The sequence below is a fragment of the Paramagnetospirillum magneticum AMB-1 genome (assembly GCF_000009985.1).
Classification (GTDB): domain Bacteria; phylum Pseudomonadota; class Alphaproteobacteria; order Rhodospirillales; family Magnetospirillaceae; genus Phaeospirillum; species Phaeospirillum magneticum.
In genome coordinates this window covers 814,019-834,749 of sequence record NC_007626.1, presented here as the reverse complement: position 1 = coordinate 834,749, position 20,731 = coordinate 814,019, and the positions used below count along the sequence as shown (strand labels likewise).

Here is a 20,731-nt window from a genome sequence, read left to right as displayed (position 1 = left end):
TGTTGATGAACGCAGGCGCGTTCGGAGGAAGACAGCAGGAAGTCGTCACGCCGGAAAGCCTTCTTTACGATGCTGCCGAACGTGTGGGCAGGATCCGCGAAGGCCGGGTGGCGCTGCATCTGCATTTGTCGCGCCTTCTCCCGGCCAACCGGGAGGAGGGACGCATCCGCATTGCCTTCCGCATGTTCGAATCCATGGTCGACGCCTATCGCGGCCAGATGTTCCTGATGACCAATTCGGACATCATCCTGATCTGCAAGGATGCCCGCTTCTCCGACCTGGACGCCATCGTCTACAAGCTGCGCGCCCTGTTCTCCACCGATCCGCTGACCTATGCCGAATCCCCCGAGGGCGGGGATCGCTTCGTCAGCTATTACGACCTGGAAGCCGATTACGATTCCTTCTTCTCGCTGTGCGGGCAGATGGTGATCGACGCCAAGAAAAGCGTAGCCGACCAGCGCACCGCGCCGCAGGTCCAGCCGCTGAACGCCAAGAACCTGACCCGAGTGCTCGAACGGATCGGCGCCACCGACATCGCCGGCGTGGTCCGCCGCCAGGCCTGCATCCGCATCAACGAGAACATGCATGCCGAGGTGGCGTTCCAGGAATTCTTCATGTCCATCATGGACCTGCAGAAGGCCCTGGCCCCCGACGTCAACATCCTGGCCAACCGCTGGCTGTTCCAGCACCTGTCCCAGGTCCTGGACCTGCGCGTGCTGTCGGTGCTCCAGGACGTGGGCTTTCGCAAGATGCCCACCGCCTTTTCCGTCAATCTCAACATGGCCACCGTGCAGACGCCGGTGTTCCAGCAGTTCGAGGCCTCGGTCCGCGGCCGCGCCGGCGTGGTGGTGGAATTCCAATTGCTGGACATCTTCAACGACCTGGACGGCTTCTTCCGCACCCGGGACTACCTGCGCTCGCGCGGGCATCGCTCGGTCCTCGACGGTATGACCCCGGTCACCCTGCAGTTCATGGATGCCGAGCTGTACGACACCGATTACGTCAAGGTGGCGTGGAGCAACGACATGCTCGACGACATCAAGACCGCCGAGTTGCTGGCCGCCCTGGGGCCGGTGGGCTTCGACCGGGTCATCCTGTCGCGCTGCGATTCCGAGACCTCGGTGTCGTGGGGCCTGGCCCAGGGCATCCGCATGTTCCAGGGCCGCTTCCTCGATTCCATGATCGCCGCCGTCACCATGGCCCAATGCGAGAAGTCCTCGGCCTGTACGCTGAACCAGTGCACCCAGCGCCACGGCGCCATCAACGGCCGCCCGCGCGCCGAATGCGGCGACAATGACATGCTCGACCTGTTCCCGGTCCTGAAGGCCATGCGGACATGATGAACGCACCGCCCTCCGGCGGCATGCCCCGCCCCAACAGCCAGGAAAGCCTGCTGCTGGACTACATCCACCGGCTGGAGCGCCACCGCCACGACCGCCGGGCGGTGCATGTGCACCTGTCGGGGCTGCAGGCTCAGAATCGGCGCGAGCACCATACCCGCATCGCCGGCAATACCTTCGAGAACCTGGTCAAGCTGATGCAGGCCCAGGTCTTCACCATGGCCAATGCCGACCTGATGATCATCTACAAGGTCCAGGCCCAGGAAGAGGTCGAGGCCTCGGTGGTCAAGCTGCGCTTCCTGTTCTCCGACGACCCCCTGGTGATCGAGGAAAGCCGCACCCGTCAGGCCCTGTTCTGCACATGGTATTCCCTGGACAAGGAATACGACATGCTGCTGGCCCTGGCCCAGAAGCTGGTCCAGGACGAGAATGCCAAGCGCAACGCCGCCTCGGACCGCAAGGCCCAGGAGGCCAAGGTCCTGGCGCAGCGCCCCAAGGGCAGCCCCTTCACCCCGGAATTGCTGCACCGGGTGGAATCCTCGCTGGGACAGGCCGACCTCGCCAACCTCATGCGCCGCCAGGCGGTGTGCGCCGTGGTGGGCAAGTCGCCGCCCACCCCGGTGTTCCACGAGCTGTTCATCTCCATCGCCGATCTGCGCCAGACCCTGTTCCCCAGCGTCAACGTCAATTCCAGCCCCTGGCTGTTCCAGCAGCTGACCGAGACCCTGGACCGCCGGGTGCTGTCCATGCTGAACAAGCACGACGACCGCACCCTGGAAGGCGATATCAGCATCAACCTCAACGTCTCCACCATCCTGTCGCCCGAATTCCTGGTGTTCGACGACAACGTCAAGGCGGGCATGCGCGGCACCATCGTGCTGGAGCTGCAGAAGGTGGACATCTTCGCCGACCTGGGCGGCTATCTCTTTGCCCGCGACTTCGCCCATGACCGCGGCTATCGCATCTGCATCGACGGCCTGACCTATTCGCAATTGCCCTTCGTGGACCGCGAGCGCCTGGGCGCCGACCTGATCAAGCTGGTCTGGGACCCCTCGCTGACCGAGGAAAAGGACAAGAAGACCGAGGCGCTGCGCCGCATCGGCGTGACGCGCATCATTCTGTGCCGCTGCGACAACCAGGCCGGTATCGAATACGGCCATTCGGTGGGCATCACCCTGTTCCAGGGCCGCCACATCGAGTCCATCGTGCAGCAGGGCGACCCGCGCAAGCGGGGTCTGCGGGCTCGTCCCCGAGGTTGAGCGCCATCGAGGTCCAAGCGCTGTTCAAGAGCTTCGGCCCGGTCAAGGCCGTGGACGGCATCAGCTTTTCCATCGCCGCCGGCTCGACCACCGCTCTCCTGGGCGGCAACGGCGCGGGCAAGACCACCACGCTGTCCGTGCTGCTGGGCCTGCTGCTGCCCACGTCCGGCTCCATCACCGTGCTGGGCGAGGACATGGTGCGGCACCGCTACCGCGTCCTGCCGCGCATGAATTTCTCCAGCCCCTATGTGGACCTGCCCCACCGCCTGACGGTGCGCCAGAACCTCAGGGTCTATGGCGGCCTCTACGGCGTGGCCCGCCTCAAGGACCGCATCGCCGAACTCTGCGACGAGCTGGAATTGGGCGATTTCATCGACCGCCCGGCGGGCAAGCTGTCGGCCGGGCAGAAGACCCGCGTCGCCCTGGCCAAGGCGCTGCTCAACAAGCCCGACCTGCTGCTGCTGGACGAGCCCACCGCCTCGCTGGACCCCGACACCGCCGATTGGGTCAGAAGCTACTTCCAGGCCTACCGCCAGCGGGCCGGCGCCACCATCGTGCTGGCGTCCCACAACATGACCGAGGTCGAGCGCATGTGCGACCATGTGCTGATGATGAAGCAGGGCCGCATCGTCGACCAGGGCTCGCCCGCCGCGCTGATCGAACGCTTCGGCCGCGCCTCCATGGAGGAGGTCTTCCTCGACATCGCCCGTGATCGCCAGCGGCCGGAGACGGCGTCGTGACCTCCCCCGCCCTTCGCCGCATCCAGGCCGTGTGCCTGCGCCATCTGTACATCATGAAAGGCTCGTGGCCCCGCATCCTGGAGATGGCCTACTGGCCCGCCGTCAACATGGTGATGTGGGGCTTCACCAACCGCTTCTTCGCCGAGCACTCCACCTGGGTGGCCCAGGCGGGCGGCATCCTGATCGGCGCGGTGCTGCTGTGGGACGTGATGTTCCGCGGCAATCTGGGGGTGGCCCTGTCCTTCCTGGAGGAGATGTGGTCGCGCAATCTGGGGCATCTGTCGGTCAGCCCACTGCGCCCGCACGAACTGGTCATCTCCATGCTGACCATGAGCCTGATCCGCACGGTGGTCGGCGTGCTGCCGGCCGCCTTGCTGGCCATTCCGCTCTACCATTATTCCATCTTCACCCTGGGCCTGCCCCTGCTCGCCTTCTGGTTCAGCCTGATGGTCAGCGGCTGGGCCATGGGGCTGGCGGTGTCGGCCCTGGTGCTGCGCTTCGGCCTGGGGGCCGAGAGTCTGGCCTGGGTGCTGATCTTCGCCATGGCGCCCCTGGCCGGCATCTATTACCCCATCAGCACCCTGCCGGAATGGCTGCAGCCAGTGGCCTGGGCGCTGCCCCCCGCCCATGTGTTCGAGGGCATGCGCGCCGTGGTGTTCGAGGGCGCCATGCGCTTCGACCTGCTGGCCTCGGCCCTGGCACTCAACGCCGTCTACCTCGTGCTCGGCGCCGGGCTGTTCCTGTGGGCCTGGCATGGAGCAAGGGTGCGGGGCGCGCTGCTCAACGTGGGGGAATGAGGCATGCGGGGCTCCCGCCCCGGCCCCGGTTGGAGGAAACCTCCAAACCTCCCTTACGTTTATGAATCAAAGGGGGTTTGGGGCATCGCCCCAAATGGGCTCGGGCGATAGCCCGATACGACCTCACCCAACGATCTTGTAGATCCCCACGTCGCGCTGGGCCTTGTCCTCCAGGTCCAGGCTGGTGACCACCGTATAGTGACCGACCCGCAGCAACCCGGTCTTGGGCAGGTAGGCGCGGCCGGGATCGGCCATCACCACCATGGCGCCCTCGGCGGCCAGCTTGACCAGCCACGGCCAGATATGGGCGGTCATGGGCGCCTCGTAGCAGACGTCGCCGGCCACCACCACATCCCAGCGGCAGGCAGACCCCACCACGTCGTCGGCCAGAACCTCCACCTCGACGCCGTTCAGTTCGGCGTTGGTGCGGATGGCGTAGCAGGCCATGGGGTCGATCTCGGCGGCTTCCACCCTGGCGGCGCCCAGCTTGGCGACGGCCAGGGCCGTCACCCCCGATCCGGCGGCAAAATCCAGCACCCGCTTGCCCGCCACCATCTCGGGATGGTCCAGCACCCAGCGGGTCAGCGCCTGCCCCCCCGCCCAGCAGAAGGCCCAATAGGGCGGCGGCAGGTTGACGCGCAGCAGCGCCTCTTCCGTCGCCTCCCACAGCGGCGTCACCTCGGTGGCGGTCCACAGCTTGATCTCGGGACAGGCGGGTGGGCTGGCCACCTCGGTGTTGGCCTGGATGAAGGCACTGGCGGCTTCGTAACTGGCGGAGACGGGGGTCATAGCACCTTCCCCGCCACGATGGCCGCCAGGACCAGCCAGCCGAAATGGCGGTTGGACTTGAACTTGGCCAGACAATCGGCGCCATCGTGAATGTCCACCTTGCGGATCTGCCACAGCAGATGGCCACCGGCCAGGGCAAGGCCCGGCCAGAACGCCCAGCCCAGTCCCGCGCTCCAGCCCGCCGCGCCGATCAGCGCCAGGGTGGCGGGATAGAACAGCCACAGCCATGTCACGGTACTGTCGCCCAGGCGCAGCGCGGTGGACTTCACGCCGATCAGGGCGTCGTCCTCCTTGTCCTGGTGGGCATAGATGGTGTCGTAGCCCAGGGTCCAGAACGGACCGGCGGCATACAGCAGCAAGGCCGGCAGACCCATATGGCCGCTGACCGCCGCCCAGCCCAGCAGCGCCCCCCAATTGAAGGTCAGCCCCAGCCACGCCTGCGGCCAGTAGGTGATGCGCTTCATGAAGGGATAGGGAAACACCAGCAGCAGCGAGGCGATGCCCACCGCGATGGCGAAATTGTTGAGCTGCATCAGGACCACAAGGCCGGTGAGCAATTGCAGTCCGAGAAAGGCCAGCGCCTGGGTGGGACTGACGGCGCCGGACGGAATGGGCCGCGACGCGGTCCGCGCCACCTTGCCGTCGAAATCGCGGTCGGCCCAATCGTTGAAGGTGCAGCCGGCGCCACGCATCACCACCGCGCCGATGGCGAACAGAACGAACAGCCAGAGGTCGGGCCAGCCCGATCCGGCCAGGGCGATGCTCCACCAGCAGGGGAACAGCAGCAGCCACGTGCCGATGGGCCGGTCAAGGCGCATCAGGCGGAAATAGGGCCGGGCGGCGGCGGGGACATGACGGTCGATCCAATTGCCGACCGGAATGTCGCCCTGCAGGGTCTGGGACGGGTTCATCCCCCATGCTTATCCCAAAGCAGGGCGGGAGGAAATGGGGAAGCTTACCCCTTGGTGAAGTGGAGCAGCCCCTTGTTCCAACCCAGGGTCGGAGTGCGCCAGGCGGTGCGGATGTCGTCGGAGGACGGACGCAGCGGCTTGCCGAAATACCAGCCCTGGCCGAAGCGGACCTTCAGGAGCTTCAGCAGGTTGGCGGTCTCGGCATCCTCCACGTATTCGGCGGTAGTGGTGACGCCCAGTTCGGTGCACAGCCCGACGATGGCCTTGATGAACGAGACGTCCTCGTTGCTGCGCATGGCGTCCTTGATATAGGAGCCATCGATCTTGACGTTATCCACCTTCAGGGCGCGCAGATAGTGGAAGGCGGCGTGGCCGGCGCCGAAATCGTCCAGGCAGACCTCGTGCCCCTGCTTGCGGATGATCTGGATCACGTCGTTGACCGCCTTGAGGTCGCGGACCTGGGCGGATTCGGTCATCTCGAACACCAGACGCTTGCGCAGGTCGGCGGTGGTGGTCAGGATTTCCTTCAGGCGGCGGACCACCGTGGGATCGGACAGGGAATAGCCCGACAGGTTGACCGCGAACTTCAGGGAATCATTATTGGCGACGCTAGAGCGCATGAAGGCGACGGCGCGTTCCAGCAACGCCATGTCCAGCATGCCGACCATGCCGGTATCCTCGGCGAAGGTCACGGTCTCGTAGGGCGACTTGTTGTCCTCGCCCTTGAAGCGCACCAGACACTCGAAATGGTGCACCACGCCGGTCCACAGATCGACGATGGGCTGAAACATCAGGTCGAAATCGCCGCCGGTCACCGTGTTGCGCACGTCGTTCATCTGCTTGACCGTGGCCGACAGGCGGGGCTGCAGATCCTTCATCAAATCGGCGAGATTGCCGCCGTTCTCCGCCTCCAGGGCGAAGCGGTTCAGCGTGTAGGTCAGCGCCCGAGCCGCTTCCTCCGGCGGTACGTCGGCCACGTCCAGCATCAAGGTGGCCAGGGTCGCCTGAATGGGCGGCGCATCGGGCAGCACCACGGCCGCCGCCTGGGTCACCGACTTGCTGATGGAATCGGCCGAGACCGCCGCCGAGTGCAGAACGCCGAACTTGCCCTCGTCCAACTGGCCGACCGCGTCGCCGCCCACGGACAGCGCCTTCAGGCGATTGCCCAGTTCGGTGGTCAGGGCTTCCTGCGCCGCGCTGTCGCCCGACAGCGCGTCGATCTTGGGCAACTCGACCAGAGTCAGCTGATAGGGATCATCCGGCGCGGCGCTTTCCAGCAGGTTGGCCGCCATGGCCTGGAAGCTGTCCTTGTCCAGCAGCCCGGTCTCGCCGACCCGATCCTCCTTGTGGGCGTGGAAGCCGCCGGGATGTCCCAGGGCAACCATCAGCCGGTCGGGCACGCTGGGATGGCGATAGCCCGACATGGTCACTTCCGATGCCTTGCCGTCCGGGCGCAGGATGCGCAGCACGGCGTTGCGCACCCGCTCGCCCCCCGCCATCTGCTTCAGGGCCTGGGACAACGCCGTGTGATCGCTGGGATGGATGATCTTGACCAGGGGCTGTCCGGTCAACGCCTTGGCGCCCCGCCCCACCAGCGCCATGGCGGCGCCGACGGCGAACATGGTGTTGCCCTGGGTATCGAGTTCCAAAAGAACGTCGGCCGCCGCGAAAGCGAAAGCGACATACATATCGCTCGACCGGCCGAGATCGTCCTTGTCCGCCATTCCCATTCCCCTCATTCCAGCATGAAAGCCTAGGACAAAGGTTGGCGGGGAGCAAGTGAGTGTTAGTGCAATTCCGAAGCGCAATGTGATGAAGGGCGGGGAAAGTTCCCCGCCCTTCACATGACCGATTATTCCGCGGCGGTCTTCCAGCGCAGCACGGGGCTGCGCGCCGCCAGGGTCTCGTCCAGGCGCCGCCGGGGAGTGAGCCGGGGTGCCGCCTTGAAGTCCTCCACCCCCCCCGCCTTGGCCTTGGCGGCAAGGCCCTTCACCACGGCGATGAACTGGTCGAGCGTATCCTTGGATTCGGTCTCGGTGGGCTCCATCAGCAGGGCGCCATGCACCACCAGCGGGAAGTACATGGTCATGGGATGATAGCCCTCGTCGATCATCGCCTTGGCGAAGTCCAGGGTGGTGACCCCGGTATCCTTGAGGAAACGGTCGTCGAACAGCGCCTCGTGCATGCAGGGACCGTCGAAGGAAGCCGACAGCTCGTCCTTCAGCGAGGCCAGCAGGTAATTGGCGTTGAGCACCGCATCCGACGAGGCCTGACGCAACCCGTCCGAGCCCATGGACTGAATGTAGGCCAGGGCGCGCACGAACACGCCGAACTGGCCGTGGAAGCCCTTGACCCGACCGAACGGCTTGGCGCCGTCCCGCTTGCCCTCCACCAGTTCCAGACCGCTGGCGCCATGCACCACATAGGGCACCGGCACGAAGGCCGCCAGGGCAGCCGACAGCACGGTGGGACCGGCACCGGGACCGCCGCCGCCATGGGGGGTGGCGAAGGTCTTGTGCAGGTTGATGTGCATGGCGTCGATGCCGAGATCGGCGATCTTCACCCGGCCGACGATGGCGTTGAAATTGGCGCCGTCGCAGTAGAAATAGGCTCCGGCCCCATGCACCGCCGCGGCGATCTCGACGATCTCGGTCTCGAACAGGCCGCAGGTGTTGGGATTGGTCAGCATCAGGCAGGCCACGTCGGGGCCCAGCTTGGCCTTCAGCGCCGCCAGATCCACCCGGCCGTTCTCCAGGGCCGGAATGGGATCGACGGTATAGCCGCACATGGCCGCCGAGGCCGGGTTGGTGCCATGGGCGCTTTCGGGAACCAGCACGCGCTTGCGGTGCCCCTCGCCCTTGTCCTCGTGGGCGCTGCGGATGGCCATCAGGCCGCACCACTCGCCATGGGCGCCGGCCGCCGGGCTCATGGCCACCGCCGGCATGCCGGTCAGCGCCTTCAGCCAATGGGCCAGGGTGTCGATCACCTCGAGTGCGCCCTGCACGGTCTTTTGCGGCTGCAGCGGATGCAGATCGGCGAGGCCGGGCAGGCGGGCCACCTTCTCGGACAGGCGGGGATTGTGCTTCATGGTGCACGAGCCCAGGGGATAGAAGCCGGTGTCGATGCCGTAATTCTTCTGGGACAGCCGGGTGTAATGGCGCACCACCTGGGGCTCGGAGAGGTCGGGCAGCGCTACCCGACCGCGCCGGGGCGCGTCGCCCAGACGCTCCAGATCGAAGGGCGCCGGCTCGGGCAGGTCGACGGCGACAGAGCCGGGATTGCCCAGCTCGAAGATCAGCTTCTCTTCGATCTGAAGGGCGCGATTGCCGCTGATGGTATTGATCTCAGCCATCACAGAACCTCCTGCAGACCCGCCACCAGGCGGTCCATGTCGTCCTCGGTATTGGTCTCGGTGGCCGCCAGGATCAGCACTGGCTTCAACTCCGGCCAGGTGGGGTAGAAGCGCGACGCCGGAACGCCGGCCAGGATACCCTTGTCGGCCAGGGCGTCGACCACGGCCGCCGCGTCGGCGTCGTCGCCCAGATGCACGGCGAACTCGTTGTAATAGCTTTGCGGCAGGACCCGCAGCCCCTTCACGGCGCGGAGCTTCTGCTCCAGCCTGGTGGCGGCCAGATGGTTCAGCTCGGCCAGACGCCCGAAGCCGGTGCCGCCCAGCATGGTCAGGTGGATGGAGAAGGCCAGGGCGCACAGGCCGGAATTGGTGCAGATGTTGCTGGTCGCCTTCTCGCGGCGAATATGCTGCTCGCGCGTCGACAGGGTCAGCACCCAGCCCCTGCGCCCGTCCACATCCGCCGTCTGGCCGACCAGACGGCCGGGCATCTGGCGCACATACTTGTCGCGGGTGGCGAACAGGCCGAGGCCCGGCCCGCCGAAATTCAGGCCCATCCCTAAGCTCTGGCCCTCGCAGACCACAATGTCGGCCCCCATGGCGCCGGGGGATTCGATCAGGCCGAGACTGGTGGGCTCGGCCACCATCACCACCAGCAGGGCGCCGGCCTCGTGACAGAGCGCCGCCAGCGGCCGCAGATCGCGCACCGTGCCGAAGAAGCCGGGATTCTGCACCACCACGCAGGCGGTCTTGGAATCCACCCGGCCGATCATGTCCTCCATCCCCAGGGGATCGGGGGGCAGGACATCGGCCTCCATCTCGGTGAAGCGCAGCGAGGTTTCCAGCGTCTCGGCGTAATGGGGATGGACCCCGCCCGAAACGATCACCCGGTTCCGCTTGGTGATGCGACACGCCATGATGGCGGCCTCGGCACAGGCGGTGGCGCCGTCATACATGGAGGCGTTGGCCACATCCATACCGGTGATGGTCGCCACCTGGCTCTGGAACTCGAACAGCATCTGCAGGGTGCCCTGGGACACCTCGGGCTGGTAGGGGGTATAGGCGGTGAGGAACTCGCCGCGCAGCAGCAACTGGTCCACCGCCGCCGGAACATGGTGGCGGTAGACGCCCGCTCCGATGAAGAACGGTGCGCAGCCTGCCGAAAGGTTCTTGCCGGCCATGCGGGTGAAGGCGCGCTCCACCTCCATCTCGCCCTGGTGGGAGGGAAGCGGCAGCGGCCCGGCCAGCCGGGCGGATGGGGGCACGTCGCGGAACAGGTCGTCCACACTCTTGGCCCCGATCACGTCCAGCATGGCGCGGCGGTCGGCCTCGGTCAGCGGCAGGTAGCGCATGGCAGAGCCTATTCCAGGGTCTTGAGATAGGCGTCGTAGGCGGCCTGATCCATCAGGTCGGCCACTTCGCCCGGATTGCTGAGCGTCAGCTTGAAGAACCAGGCGGCGCCCTCGGCGGCTTCGTTGACCAGACCGGGCTGATCGACAATGGCCTGATTGCCGGCGGTCACCGTGCCCGATACCGGGGAATAGACCTCGGACGCGGCCTTGACCGATTCCACCACGGCGGCCTCGGCGCCCTTGGCCACCACGCGGCCCGGCTCGGGCACCTCGACGAACACCACGTCGCCCAGGGCATGCTGGGCATAGTCGCTGATGCCGACGGTGCCGACGTCGCCGTCGACTTCGATCCACTCGTGATCCTTGGTGAAACGCTTGCTGCTCATTGGAGTTCCCCTCAGCCTTTGAAATAACGATGCGGCACGAACGGCAGGTCGCAGACATGGGCGTCCATGGCCTTGCCGCGCACCACCAGCTTCAACTTGGTTCCGACGCCCGCGAAGGCGGCGGGCACGTAGCCCATGGCCACCGGGCCACCCGCCGAGGGGCCGAAGCCGCCCGAACAGATTTCGCCCAGGCGGTTGCCCGCCTCGTCGGTGATCTCGGTATGGGCGCGTGCTGGCGCCTTGCCGTCGGGCTGGATGCCGACGCGGCGGCGCGGCGCGCCCTCGGCCAATTGCTTCTGGATCACCGCCGCGCCGGGGAAGCCCCCTTCGGCCCTGCGGCGCTTGCTCATGATCCAGGCGATGCTGGCCTCCACCGGGGTGGTGGTGGTGTCGATGTCCGAGCCGTAGAGGCACAGGCCGGCTTCCAGGCGGAGCGAATCACGCGCCCCCAGACCGGCCGGCATCACTCCCGGCGCCGCCAGAATGGCACGGGCCAGTGTTTCCACGTCGGCATTGGCCACGGAAATCTCCCAGCCGTCCTCGCCGGTATAGCCCGAGCGGGTGGCCAGACACTTGATCCCGGCCACGGTGATCTCGGCGATGGTCATGAAGGTCATGGCCCCGGCCTCTGGACACAGGGTGACCATGGCGGCCGCCGCACCCGGGCCTTGCAGCGCCAGCAGCGAGCGGTCCTCGATCATGGACAGCTCGACCTTGTCGCCCAAATGGGCCTTGAGATGGGCGAAATCGGCATGCTTGCAGGCGGCATTGATCACCAGGAACAGGTGATCCTCGGCCAGCTTGCTGATCATCAGGTCGTCAAGAATGCCGCCCTGGTCGTTGGTGAAGACGCTGTAGCGGGTCTTGCCGAGTCCCAGGGCCTGGATGTCGCCCGGCACCAGGGTCTCCAGCAGTTCCACCGCCTTGGCGCCCCGAATGGACGCCTGTCCCATATGGGAGACGTCGAACAGAGCGGCGCCCGAGCGGGTGTGCAGATGCTCGGCCAGCACCCCGGCCGGGTACTGCACCGGCATGGAATAGCCGGCGAAGGGCACCATCTTGGCCCCCAATTCGCGATGCAGGGCATCCAGGGGAACGGTCAGCATGGGAGTCTCGGACTGGGTCACCGGGTTCCTCCTTCGCGGCTCCGCCGCGCGGGAATTGAAGGGCTCCGGACGCGGCTGTGGCGTTGTCCGGCTTGCCCCCCTCTGTCTGGGAACCTGAAAGATTCACCGCAAGACCCAAGAAGGCTTCGCGGCTTTCATCGTCGGTGGGCCACCGGACCTTAGACGGTCCCGCGGCACGCTTTCCAGAGTTTCATCCCCCCGCGGTCCTTTTGCCTGAGAGTTTCCAGGGGCGGTTGCTCCTTCGGCGCCGGCCCAATCGTCAGGGGCCGATCTCTCCCACGGGGATCATCTGTGCGGGCACATCTTAGTCAGGCCGGCGTCGGAGTCAACGAGAGTCGACTCCCTAATGCTTGGCGCGCCGATTGGCCTCGACCTCTTCCTGCGTCAGTTGAAAGCCGAGGTAGATCTCATAATTATCAATGAGTTCCCTGGTCCGAACCGGCAAGCGCATGGTGACTTCGTCATCGGTCACCCGCAGGCGATCCACCGTATCGGGGAAGGTCACCGGGAAGGTGAACACCCCCTTGGCCGAGGGCTCCGGGTAGAATTTCGGCACGGCGACGAAATAGGTGACGTCCAGCGTCCGGCTGGTGGCCGCCGGGCCGCGACGCAGCTCGAAACCCAACTGCAGCGAGACCTCGCCGCCCTTTTCGTCATAAACGCAATCCCCCTTGAAAGCGACGATCTCGCCTTCCATCTCCACGTCGGTCAGGTCGCGGCCGCCGCCGGGGCGATACTTGGTGATCTTGGCGGCGTCGGACATGATGTAGACCGGCGGACAGGGCGGCGGCGTCTTGTTCTTGACCCGGCTCAAGGAATCACACCCCGAAAGCGCCAGGGGAGCCGCCAGGACGAAAAACAACAGGCGGGCAATGCGGGGGGTGTTCATGCCAAACTTCCTTAAGAGCCACATGATCTGATAAAGGTGCCCCTGACTGTAGTGAAGCCTGGGCGCCGATACAAGCCGCCAACCCCGTACCCCCCGCCATTCCGGAGAGCGACACCGTGAGCACAAGCGTTACCAAGAGGCCCCTGACCCTGGTTCTGGCCAGCCCGCGCGGATTTTGCGCCGGCGTCGATCGCGCCATCCACATCGTCGAGCGGGCTCTCGAGAAATACGGCGCTCCGGTCTATGTCCGCCACGAGATCGTCCACAACCGGTTCGTGGTGGAATCCCTGGCCCAGAAGGGCGCGGTGTTCGTCGAGGAGCTGAACGAGGTCCCCGACGAGGCCGCCGTGGTGTTCTCCGCCCATGGCGTGCCCAAGACGGTGCCAGCCGAGGCCGACCGCCGGGGCCTGACCTCGCTGGACGCCACCTGTCCGCTGGTGACCAAGGTTCACCGCGAGGCCGAGCTGCACCACGCCATGGGCCGCCAGATCATCATGATCGGCCATGCCGGCCACCCCGAGGTGATCGGCACCATCGGCCAGGTTCCCGAAGGGACCGTGCTGCTGGTCGGCACGCCGGAGCAGGCCGAAACCGTCGCCCCCAGGGACCCGTCCATGCTGGCCTACATCACCCAGACCACGCTGTCGGTGGACGACGCGGCGGCGGTGATCGACGTGCTGCAGCGCCGCTTCCCCGACATGGTCGGCCCCAAGCGCGAGGACATCTGCTACGCCACCACCAACCGCCAGGCCGCGGTGAAAACCATCGCCCCCCATTGCGAGGCGCTGATGGTCATCGGCTCGCCCAATTCCTCCAACTCGTCGCGTCTGGTGGAAGTGGCGGCGCGGGCGGGCTGCGCCCGCTCGGTACTGGTCCAGCGCGCCGCCGAGGTGGATTGGAGCCTGCTGGACGGCGTCGACCGCCTCGGCATCACCGCCGGCGCCTCGGCCCCGGAGATCCTGGTGGAGGAAGTGGTGGCGGCGGCGCGGGAACGCTTCGACGTCACCATCGAGGAAATCCGCGTCACCACCGAAACGGTCACCTTCAAGCTGCCCCAGGCCCTGTCGGAATAGGCCCCGGCAGGGTTTGTCATCCCGAGCGCATGCGAGGGATCTCCGTCTGGCGCGACGATACCGATCCTGAAAGGCCGCGTCAGAACGAGATCCCTCCTCCCGATGGTCGTCGGGATGACATCCTTGGGACATGGGGAAAGCCGCCTCTCTCCGCTGGCATCATCGGCGGAAACATCGTACCTTCCGCCCAATTCCCCCCCCCTGGACCAAGTCGAGAGAGCATGGCCGTCTACACCGAGGTATCCGACGACGAACTGGAAGACTTCGCCGCCGAATACGACATCGGTCAGGTGGTATCGTGCAAGGGCATCGCCGAGGGCGTCGAAAATACCAATTACCTGCTGCAGACCGACCAGGGGAACTACATCCTCACCCTCTACGAGAAGCGGGTGAACCCGGAGGAGCTGCCGTTCTTCCTGGGCCTGATGGAGCATCTGGCCGCCCACGGCCTAGCCTGCCCCACACCCATCCATGGCCGCGACGGCAAGGCGCTGCGCACGCTGTGCGGCCGCCCGGCGGCCATCGTCAGCTTCCTCAAGGGCATGTGGAGCCGCCGCATCACCCTCGGCCACTGCGCCGAGCTGGGTCCGGCCATGGCCACCATGCACCTGGCGGGTGCCGATTTTCCCCTGACCCGGGCCAACAACCTGTCGGTCGCCGGCTGGCGGCCACTGTTCGAGTCCATCCGGCCCCGCGCCGCCGAGATCAAGTCGGATCTGGCGCAGAGCATCGAGGACGAACTGGACTACCTGGAGGCCCACTGGCCCAGGACCCTGCCGGTGGGGCTGATCCACGCCGACCTGTTTCCCGACAACGTATTCTTCCTGGCCGACAAGGCGGCGGGCGTCGACCGCATGTCGGGCTTCATCGATTTCTACTTCGCCTGCACCGATGTGCTGGCCTACGACATCGCCATCTGCCTCAACGCCTGGTGCTTCGAGGAGGATGGCGCCTTCAACGCCACCAAGGCCCGCCTGATGCTCAACGGCTATCGCCGGGTGCGTCCGCTGTCGGCCGATGAGCTGGACGCCCTGCCGCTGCTGGCCCGCGGCGCAGCCATGCGTTTCCTGCTGACGCGCAGCTACGACTGGTTGCACACCCCGCCCGGCGCCATGGTCAAGCGCAAGGACCCCATGGAATATTACCGCAAGCTCCGCTTCCACCAGGGCGTCACCGGCCCGGGCCAGTACGGCATCGAATGAGCGAGACAGCTCCCAAGCCCGAGACCGTCGAGATCTATACCGACGGCGCCTGTTCCGGCAATCCCGGCCCCGGCGGCTGGGGCGCCATCCTGCGCTTCAAGGGCATCGAGAAGGAGTTGAAGGGCGGCGAAAGCCCGACCACCAACAACCGCATGGAAATGATGGCGGTGCTGGTGGCGCTCAACACCCTGACGCGATCCTGCGCCGTCGACGTCTACACCGACAGCGAATACGTCAAGAAGGGCATGACCGAATGGCTGCGCGGCTGGAAGGCGCGGGGCTGGAAGACCGCCGACAAGAAGCCGGTGAAGAACGACGACCTGTGGAAGGCCCTGGACGAGGCCGCCGCCCGGCACAAGGTGTCGTGGCACTGGGTCAAGGGCCATGCCGGCCATCCCGAGAACGAGCGCGCCGACGCCCTGGCCCGCGAAGGCATCGCGGACCTGCGCGCCAGAACATAATTCCGGCGAGCCCCCACTTTCAATTTGCAAATGAAAGAGAGGGTTGGAGGCATCGCCTCCAACCGGGGACCGGGGCGGGAGCCCCGCCTTCAAGCCCTCCGGCTACCCGCCCGTTTCCTCGACCATCAGCCGGTTCCAGGCCAGGGCCAGGGTCCCGGCGGTCAGGGCCATGCCCAGATAGCGCACCGGCACCATGACGGCGTCGCGCAAGGACAGGCCGTCGGCCAGATCCATCTCGGGCAGCAGCCTCACCCCTTCCTGCAGCAGATTGAACGGCAGCCAGCAGACGAACACCGCCACCCCCAGGGCCAGGCCGCCGCGGATCATCAGGTCGGGCACCCGCCAACCCAGATCGCCGGTTTTGCCCGCCCGTTCCAGCGCCGCGTCGGCCGGCACCAGATAGAAGCCCCCCAGCAGCAGATGGGACAGCCCGGCCAGCACCATCACCGAATCGGCGATGGGCACGCCGGTGGCAATGGCCAGCGACGCGGCGATGACCTGGGCGGGAAAATTGACGAAGATTTCCGCCGCCATCCAGGACAGGGCGCCGAAGGTCTCGCGGCGGCCCAGGCGGAAATAATGGCGGCTGGCGGGAATCTCGCCCAGGCCGACCATGCGCAGCCAGGCCACCACGAAGACGCCGTGCGCCAGCAGGTCGGTGATGCCGCCGGTCATCACATGGCGCGACGACACCGCCACCCCCAGCAGGCTGACCACCATGCACAGCCAGGACAGGCGGAGGAAAACCGGAAACTGCTCGATCAGGATCTGCAGGCTGCGAAGGGCCAGGCGGCAATAGCGGAAGATCCCCATCGCCGTCCCCCCCCCGGATATCCTGAGATCATCGAGCGTCTGATATGGCGCAAGATGATCTCAGTTTCTGTCAGTCCCTCGCCGGGCGCAAGCCTTTGGCTTGCTTGGCCGCGGCCTCAATGGCCGCTCTAAGGCCGACCGGCCTCGAAATGACCGCGCACCAGATTGATCTGGCGGATCAGGTCGTCGGCGCCGATGGGCTTGGTCAGCACCTTGGAGGCGCCCACCTGACGGGTGATCTCGTGCGCCTGCTCGGATTTGTCGCCGGTCAGGATCAGCACCGGCTTGCGGCTGTTGAGATTGCCCTTCTCGTTCCGGAGGGTGCGCAGGAACTCGATGCCGTCCATGTGCTCCATGTGCAGGTCGCAGATGATGACGTCGGGGTCCACGTCGCCCGAGCGCAGCATCTCCAGCGCCGTCAGGCCGTCATTGGCCTCGGAGATCTGGGCGGGATTGGCCTTGCCCAGCAGCTTCTTGATGATGTTGCGCATCACTTCCTGGTCGTCGATGACCATGATGTGCAGGCCGGCGCCGCCGATCTGCATGGTCAGCGCCGCGCCGTCCTTGAACTTCTCGATCTGCTTGGCGGAATTCTTGGGCAGCGGCACCTTGCGCTCGCGGCAGTAAAGGGTCAGCGCCTGCCCCACATCATCGCGGGAAAAGATGAAGTCCTTGGCCGAGCCGCCGGCGAACACCGCCGGGAAGCGGATGGTGAGAGCGATATCCTGGGCGGGATCGAAACTGAGCAGATCCGGGGCGGTGTCCGGCAGCATCTTGCCGATCCGCTCGCCATAGCGCCGGATGGCGTCGAGGAAATCAGCCCGGGGAAAGACGATGACGCGACGTTCGAGAATCATCTTGGGCAATACACCTGCGTTGGCCGCGTCCCCACCCGGCCGCGCGCCCCAGCAGTAATACAGGCGGGAGCATGGCGGGTCCAGCGGTGCATCTATTTCGCCGCTTCGCCCGTTGGCTTTTCCAGGTCGATCTCGCTCTTCACCCGGTTGCGGCCGTCGCGCTTGGCGAGATACATGGCCTCGTCGGCGCGGTGGACCAGGGAATCGGGGGCCTCGGCCTCCCGAAGCAGGGCGGCGCCGATGGACAGGGTCACCTGGCCCAGGACCTGACCAGTGCGACGGTTGGTCAGCCGCTTGGTGGAGACCTGATTGCGGATGGTTTCCGCCACCTCCATGGACTTCTCCAGGGGCGTGGCGGGCAGGATCACCGCGAATTCCTCGCCACCATAGCGGGCGGCGGTATCCTTGGCCTGGGCCACCTCGGAGAGCGAGCGCGCCACCAGCTTCAGCACCTGATCGCCCAGCTGGTGGCCGTAGGTGTCGTTGAACTGCTTGAAGTGATCGATGTCGATCATCAGCAGCGACAGCGGCGCATCCGCCGCCCTGGCGTCGAGCACCGCCAGATTGAGCGAGTGATCGAACAGCTTGCGGTTGGCCAACTGGGTCAGGGCGTCGGTGGAGGCCTCGCGCTTCAGGTCGTCCAGGTGGTTGCGCAGCCGCGCCACCTCGTTGGACGAGTTTTCCAGGCGCTGTTCCAGTTGCCGGTTCAGATCGGCCATCACCTTGGTCTCGGCCAGGATGCCCGAGATCAGTTCGGACAACCCGGCGGCGGACGGCCCGTCGGCCAGCTTGCCGCTGAAATCCTCCAGGGCTGCGCCGTAATTGCTGGTGCCCTGGTTGGCGTTGCTCAGGTATTCCAGCACGCGCCCCACCGCCTCCTCGACCCGCTGGCCCACTTCGCGCAGTTCGGCAGTGTCCTGGGGGAAGACGGCAAAGCGCTCGTAGAGTTCGTCATTGACCTTGGCTGTGAACTTCTTGCCCGATTGCAAGATGGCGTCGATGGCGGCGGTCAGGTCCGGATTGCGCCCGGCCACATAGGCGTACCAGATGGCGTAATTCTCGGGATGGGGCGGCACCTTGTGCCGCTCCATCATGGCCAGCGCCGCCCGGGCGCAATGGGCGGCGACATCAAGGGTATCCGGACTCTTCATCGTTACCTGAACCTCAATTGCACTGGCCGAGGGAGCCCTCGGCGCAAATGGTCTTGCCGTCCGTCCACCGGGCGCCGGACAAATCGGCGTTCAGCAATTCCGCCCCCAGGGTCCTGGCCCCCGTCAGATCGGCCCCGCGCAGCGAGGCGTGATAGAACCGCGCCCGGCGGAGATCGGCCCGCGCCAGCGAAGCGCCCCCCAGGTCGGCCTTGGTGAAATCGGCCTCGCTGAAGACCCCGTCGTCGAGGCGGGCGCCGACCAGAGCGGCGCTGATAAACCGCACCCGATAACCGTCCACCTTGGCCAGAACCGTCCCGTCCAGCCTGGCGCGCTGAAAACTGGTCTCGCGCAGCCGCGCCCCGCTCAGGTCGTGCCGGGAAAAGTCCCGGCCATCCATGTAGCAGCGCTGCCAATCCACCCCCGGGGCCGCCGGCTGGGTGCAGTCGGCGGCAAGCGCCTCCACAGGGCGGATCAGGGCGAACACGGCAAGGATCAGAACCAACCTCATAGACGATTTTTATTCCCCCTGATGCCCACATAAAAGGAATATTTGGTAGCGCTCGGATAGAAGTTTACGCTGAACGCGTCACAATTCGGAAAAAGGGGGGGGCCGCCATGACCCGGAGCGAAGCCGACCATGTTCTCGATGAAGCGGAGACGCTGTGGCTTTCCGGCGAGAAGCAGCGGGCCCGCGAGTGCTGCCTGCGGGCCCGCCTGCTCTATCACGAGACCGGCGACGTGCGCGGCGAGGCCGATGCCCTGACCCGCATGGGCGACATCGAGGCCGAGACCGGCCACGGCAACGGCGCCCGCCAGGCCTATGTGGAGGCCCGCCAGCTCTATGCCCGCGGCGGCGACCAGCGCGAGCAGGGCGCCGTCCTGGTGCGCCTCGCCCATCTGGCCCAGCGCGAGGGCGACGAGACCCAGGCTCGCGCCCTCTATCAGTCGGCGCTGGAGGTCTATGACTCGGCCGGCGAGTCCTCGGGCCTGGGCCATGTCCACCGCGCCTTGGGCCACCTGGACCGCGACGGCGGCGCCCAGGACAAGGCGCTGGACCGTTACCGCGAGGCCCTGGCCTGCTATCGCCGCTCGTCGGACACCCTGGGCGAGGCGGGAACCCTCAAGGCCATGGCGGCGATTCAGCTGGCGCTGGGCCATCCCGACCAGGCCCGGCCCCAGTGCGAGGAGGCCCTGGGCCTGATGCGCGAGGCCGGCAATCTGCTGGGCGAGGCCAAGGCGTCGCGCCTGATGGCCCGCATCCTGGCCGCCGAGGGGCGGCGGGACGAAGCCCGCAAGGCCATGCACGCCGCGGCGAAGATGTTCGCCCGGGCGGGCGACGTGGCTAGCCATGACGAGGCGGAGCAGGAGTCGAAGACCCTATAAGCCGATGGGGGGAAAGGCGCTCTGGCCCTTGACCCGGCGCTCGTAGTCCAGCGCCATGCGGACATTGGGATAGGCCAGATGATCCCAGGGGATATCGTCCCAGGTGAACAGCCCCGCCTCCAGGCTTTCCGGCCCGGCGGCGAAATCCGGGCTGGTCATGCGGGCGCGGTAGATCATGTGGACCTGACTGATCTGGGGGAAGGAGAATACCGCCAGCAGGCCGTCCACCTCGGCCACGGCGCGGGCTTCCTCCCACACTTCGCGCAGGGCGCCCTGATCGGTGGTCTCGCCCAGCTCCATATAGCCGATGGGCATGGTCCAGGTGCCCTGGCGCGGCTCGATGGCGCGCTTGACCATCAGGTAGCGATCCCCCCAGGTACAGACGGCGCCGACGATGATCTTGGGGTTTTCGTAATGGACGAAGCCGCAATCGCCGCAGACCAGCCGCTCGCGGTCATCCCCTTCGGGAATGGTGCGCAGAACGGGGCCGGAAGGCTTCATCAGGCCAGGATGTCGAGATAAGTGCCCCGCGGCGCACTGCGGTCCAGGCTGTCCACCGAGGTGCTGGGCGACAGCATGCGCCGGCCGCGCGGGCCGTTGGGCGTGGCGCCCTGGATGGCGGTCACCGCCTCGCCGCCGCCGGCCCCGACCGAGGCGCGCTGGTCGCGGCCGAACGCGTCGCGGATCCCGGAGACCGCGTTGTTCAATGCCGACGAGCCGAAGCCGCGAGTGGACTCAACCATGGTTTCAACAATTCCACGCAGACCAGATCGGGCATCCTAGCACTTCGCGGCGCCCAGGAAAAGACGGTGAAGACCCGAGACTCTTGCCCCCCGGCGGGTATTGTGGCTG

The 20,731-nt window shown here is 66.4% G+C and carries 22 protein-coding genes and 1 riboswitch; of the genes, 8 read left to right on the top strand and 14 right to left on the bottom strand.

Going from position 1 to position 20,731, the window contains the following annotated elements:
* The first annotated feature begins 5 nt into the window (after positions 1-5).
* Genes AMB_RS03975 through AMB_RS03960 form a run of 4 tightly spaced genes read left to right on the top strand, consistent with a single transcriptional unit; the run spans position 6 to position 4,136 of the window.
* Entirely contained in the window at positions 6-1,340 is a 1,335-nt protein-coding gene (locus tag AMB_RS03975; RefSeq protein WP_011383219.1) for a hypothetical protein, read from the top strand.
* A complete protein-coding gene (locus AMB_RS03970) occupies positions 1,337-2,599 on the top strand; it encodes a hypothetical protein (RefSeq protein ID WP_043743384.1) in 1,263 nt (420 codons plus the stop codon). Before AMB_RS03975 ends, AMB_RS03970 begins: the two co-directional genes overlap by 4 nt.
* On the top strand, positions 2,596-3,339 hold the full coding sequence (locus AMB_RS03965) for an ABC transporter ATP-binding protein (protein ID WP_043743382.1): 744 nt from the start codon (positions 2,596-2,598) through the stop codon (positions 3,337-3,339). Before AMB_RS03970 ends, AMB_RS03965 begins: the two co-directional genes overlap by 4 nt.
* On the top strand, positions 3,336-4,136 hold the full coding sequence (locus AMB_RS03960) for an ABC transporter permease (protein WP_011383216.1): 801 nt from the start codon (positions 3,336-3,338) through the stop codon (positions 4,134-4,136). The genes AMB_RS03965 and AMB_RS03960 overlap by 4 nt, the downstream gene beginning before the upstream one ends.
* Before the next feature lie 123 nt (positions 4,137-4,259).
* Here the strand turns inward: AMB_RS03960 and AMB_RS03955 are convergent, their stop codons facing one another.
* From AMB_RS03955 to AMB_RS03920, 8 genes are all read right to left on the bottom strand, one after another.
* Positions 4,260-4,925 (bottom strand): class I SAM-dependent methyltransferase, encoded by a 666-nt coding sequence (locus AMB_RS03955; RefSeq protein WP_011383215.1) that lies wholly within the window; start codon positions 4,923-4,925, stop codon positions 4,260-4,262.
* Positions 4,922-5,836, bottom strand: coding sequence for a 4-hydroxybenzoate octaprenyltransferase (ubiA, locus tag AMB_RS03950; protein ID WP_043743377.1), 915 nt, complete (start codon positions 5,834-5,836; stop codon positions 4,922-4,924). The genes AMB_RS03955 and ubiA overlap by 4 nt, the downstream gene beginning before the upstream one ends.
* A 44-nt stretch (positions 5,837-5,880) precedes the next feature.
* On the bottom strand, positions 5,881-7,560 hold the full coding sequence (locus AMB_RS03945) for an EAL domain-containing protein (RefSeq protein ID WP_231848963.1): 1,680 nt from the start codon (positions 7,558-7,560) through the stop codon (positions 5,881-5,883).
* Between the two features lie 128 nt (positions 7,561-7,688).
* The gene (gene gcvPB, locus AMB_RS03940; RefSeq protein ID WP_011383212.1) at positions 7,689-9,188 is read right to left on the bottom strand and encodes an aminomethyl-transferring glycine dehydrogenase subunit GcvPB; all 1,500 of its coding nucleotides are present in this window, start codon (positions 9,186-9,188) and stop codon (positions 7,689-7,691) included.
* Positions 9,188-10,537 (bottom strand): aminomethyl-transferring glycine dehydrogenase subunit GcvPA, encoded by a 1,350-nt coding sequence (gene gcvPA / locus AMB_RS03935; RefSeq protein WP_011383211.1) that lies wholly within the window; start codon positions 10,535-10,537, stop codon positions 9,188-9,190. The genes gcvPB and gcvPA overlap by 1 nt, the downstream gene beginning before the upstream one ends.
* A gap of 8 nt (positions 10,538-10,545) precedes the next feature.
* Positions 10,546-10,923, bottom strand: a complete 378-nt coding sequence (gcvH, locus tag AMB_RS03930; protein WP_011383210.1) for a glycine cleavage system protein GcvH — start codon at positions 10,921-10,923, stop codon at positions 10,546-10,548.
* Positions 10,924-10,934: 11 nt separating this feature from the next.
* Positions 10,935-12,050 carry a glycine cleavage system aminomethyltransferase GcvT gene (gene gcvT, locus AMB_RS03925; protein ID WP_011383209.1) on the bottom strand — a complete coding sequence of 372 codons (1,116 nt, stop codon included), beginning with the start codon at positions 12,048-12,050 and terminating at the stop codon, positions 10,935-10,937.
* Positions 12,051-12,241: 191 nt separating this feature from the next.
* A riboswitch (glycine riboswitch) is annotated at positions 12,242-12,339 on the bottom strand.
* Positions 12,340-12,393: 54 nt separating this feature from the next.
* The gene (locus AMB_RS03920; RefSeq protein ID WP_011383208.1) at positions 12,394-12,939 is read right to left on the bottom strand and encodes a hypothetical protein; all 546 of its coding nucleotides are present in this window, start codon (positions 12,937-12,939) and stop codon (positions 12,394-12,396) included.
* A gap of 116 nt (positions 12,940-13,055) precedes the next feature.
* Between AMB_RS03920 and ispH the strand changes: the two genes are divergently transcribed.
* The 3 genes from ispH to rnhA all read left to right on the top strand — a co-directional run bounded on the left by ispH (position 13,056) and on the right by rnhA (position 15,675).
* Positions 13,056-14,012, top strand: a complete 957-nt coding sequence (ispH, locus tag AMB_RS03915; RefSeq protein ID WP_011383207.1) for a 4-hydroxy-3-methylbut-2-enyl diphosphate reductase — start codon at positions 13,056-13,058, stop codon at positions 14,010-14,012.
* Positions 14,013-14,233: 221 nt separating this feature from the next.
* On the top strand, positions 14,234-15,214 hold the full coding sequence (locus tag AMB_RS03910) for a homoserine kinase (protein WP_011383206.1): 981 nt from the start codon (positions 14,234-14,236) through the stop codon (positions 15,212-15,214).
* Positions 15,211-15,675, top strand: coding sequence for a ribonuclease HI (rnhA, locus tag AMB_RS03905; RefSeq protein WP_011383205.1), 465 nt, complete (start codon positions 15,211-15,213; stop codon positions 15,673-15,675). The genes AMB_RS03910 and rnhA overlap by 4 nt, the downstream gene beginning before the upstream one ends.
* Before the next feature lie 102 nt (positions 15,676-15,777).
* On the opposite strand, the gene AMB_RS03900 is transcribed toward rnhA, so the two are convergent.
* From AMB_RS03900 to AMB_RS03885, 4 genes are all read right to left on the bottom strand, one after another.
* Positions 15,778-16,488 (bottom strand): hypothetical protein, encoded by a 711-nt coding sequence (locus AMB_RS03900; RefSeq protein ID WP_011383204.1) that lies wholly within the window; start codon positions 16,486-16,488, stop codon positions 15,778-15,780.
* Positions 16,489-16,616: 128 nt separating this feature from the next.
* Positions 16,617-17,345, bottom strand: coding sequence for a response regulator (locus AMB_RS03895; protein ID WP_043745957.1), 729 nt, complete (start codon positions 17,343-17,345; stop codon positions 16,617-16,619).
* A gap of 92 nt (positions 17,346-17,437) precedes the next feature.
* The gene (locus AMB_RS03890; RefSeq protein ID WP_011383202.1) at positions 17,438-18,496 is read right to left on the bottom strand and encodes a GGDEF domain-containing protein; all 1,059 of its coding nucleotides are present in this window, start codon (positions 18,494-18,496) and stop codon (positions 17,438-17,440) included.
* Between the two features lie 13 nt (positions 18,497-18,509).
* Complete coding sequence (locus AMB_RS03885; RefSeq protein WP_011383201.1) at positions 18,510-19,004, bottom strand: pentapeptide repeat-containing protein; 495 nt, start codon at positions 19,002-19,004, stop codon at positions 18,510-18,512.
* 107 nt (positions 19,005-19,111) lie between these two features.
* Here AMB_RS03885 and AMB_RS03880 point away from each other — a divergent pair, with 107 nt between their 5' ends.
* On the top strand, positions 19,112-19,879 hold the full coding sequence (locus AMB_RS03880) for a tetratricopeptide repeat protein (RefSeq protein WP_011383200.1): 768 nt from the start codon (positions 19,112-19,114) through the stop codon (positions 19,877-19,879).
* Here AMB_RS03880 and AMB_RS03875 read toward each other — a convergent pair.
* Positions 19,874-20,380, bottom strand: a complete 507-nt coding sequence (locus tag AMB_RS03875) for an NUDIX hydrolase (RefSeq protein ID WP_043743375.1) — start codon at positions 20,378-20,380, stop codon at positions 19,874-19,876. The genes AMB_RS03880 and AMB_RS03875 overlap by 6 nt on opposite strands.
* A complete protein-coding gene (locus AMB_RS03870; RefSeq protein ID WP_043743374.1) occupies positions 20,380-20,622 on the bottom strand; it encodes a hypothetical protein in 243 nt (80 codons plus the stop codon). The genes AMB_RS03875 and AMB_RS03870 overlap by 1 nt, the downstream gene beginning before the upstream one ends.
* Positions 20,623-20,731: the final 109 nt, after the last annotated feature.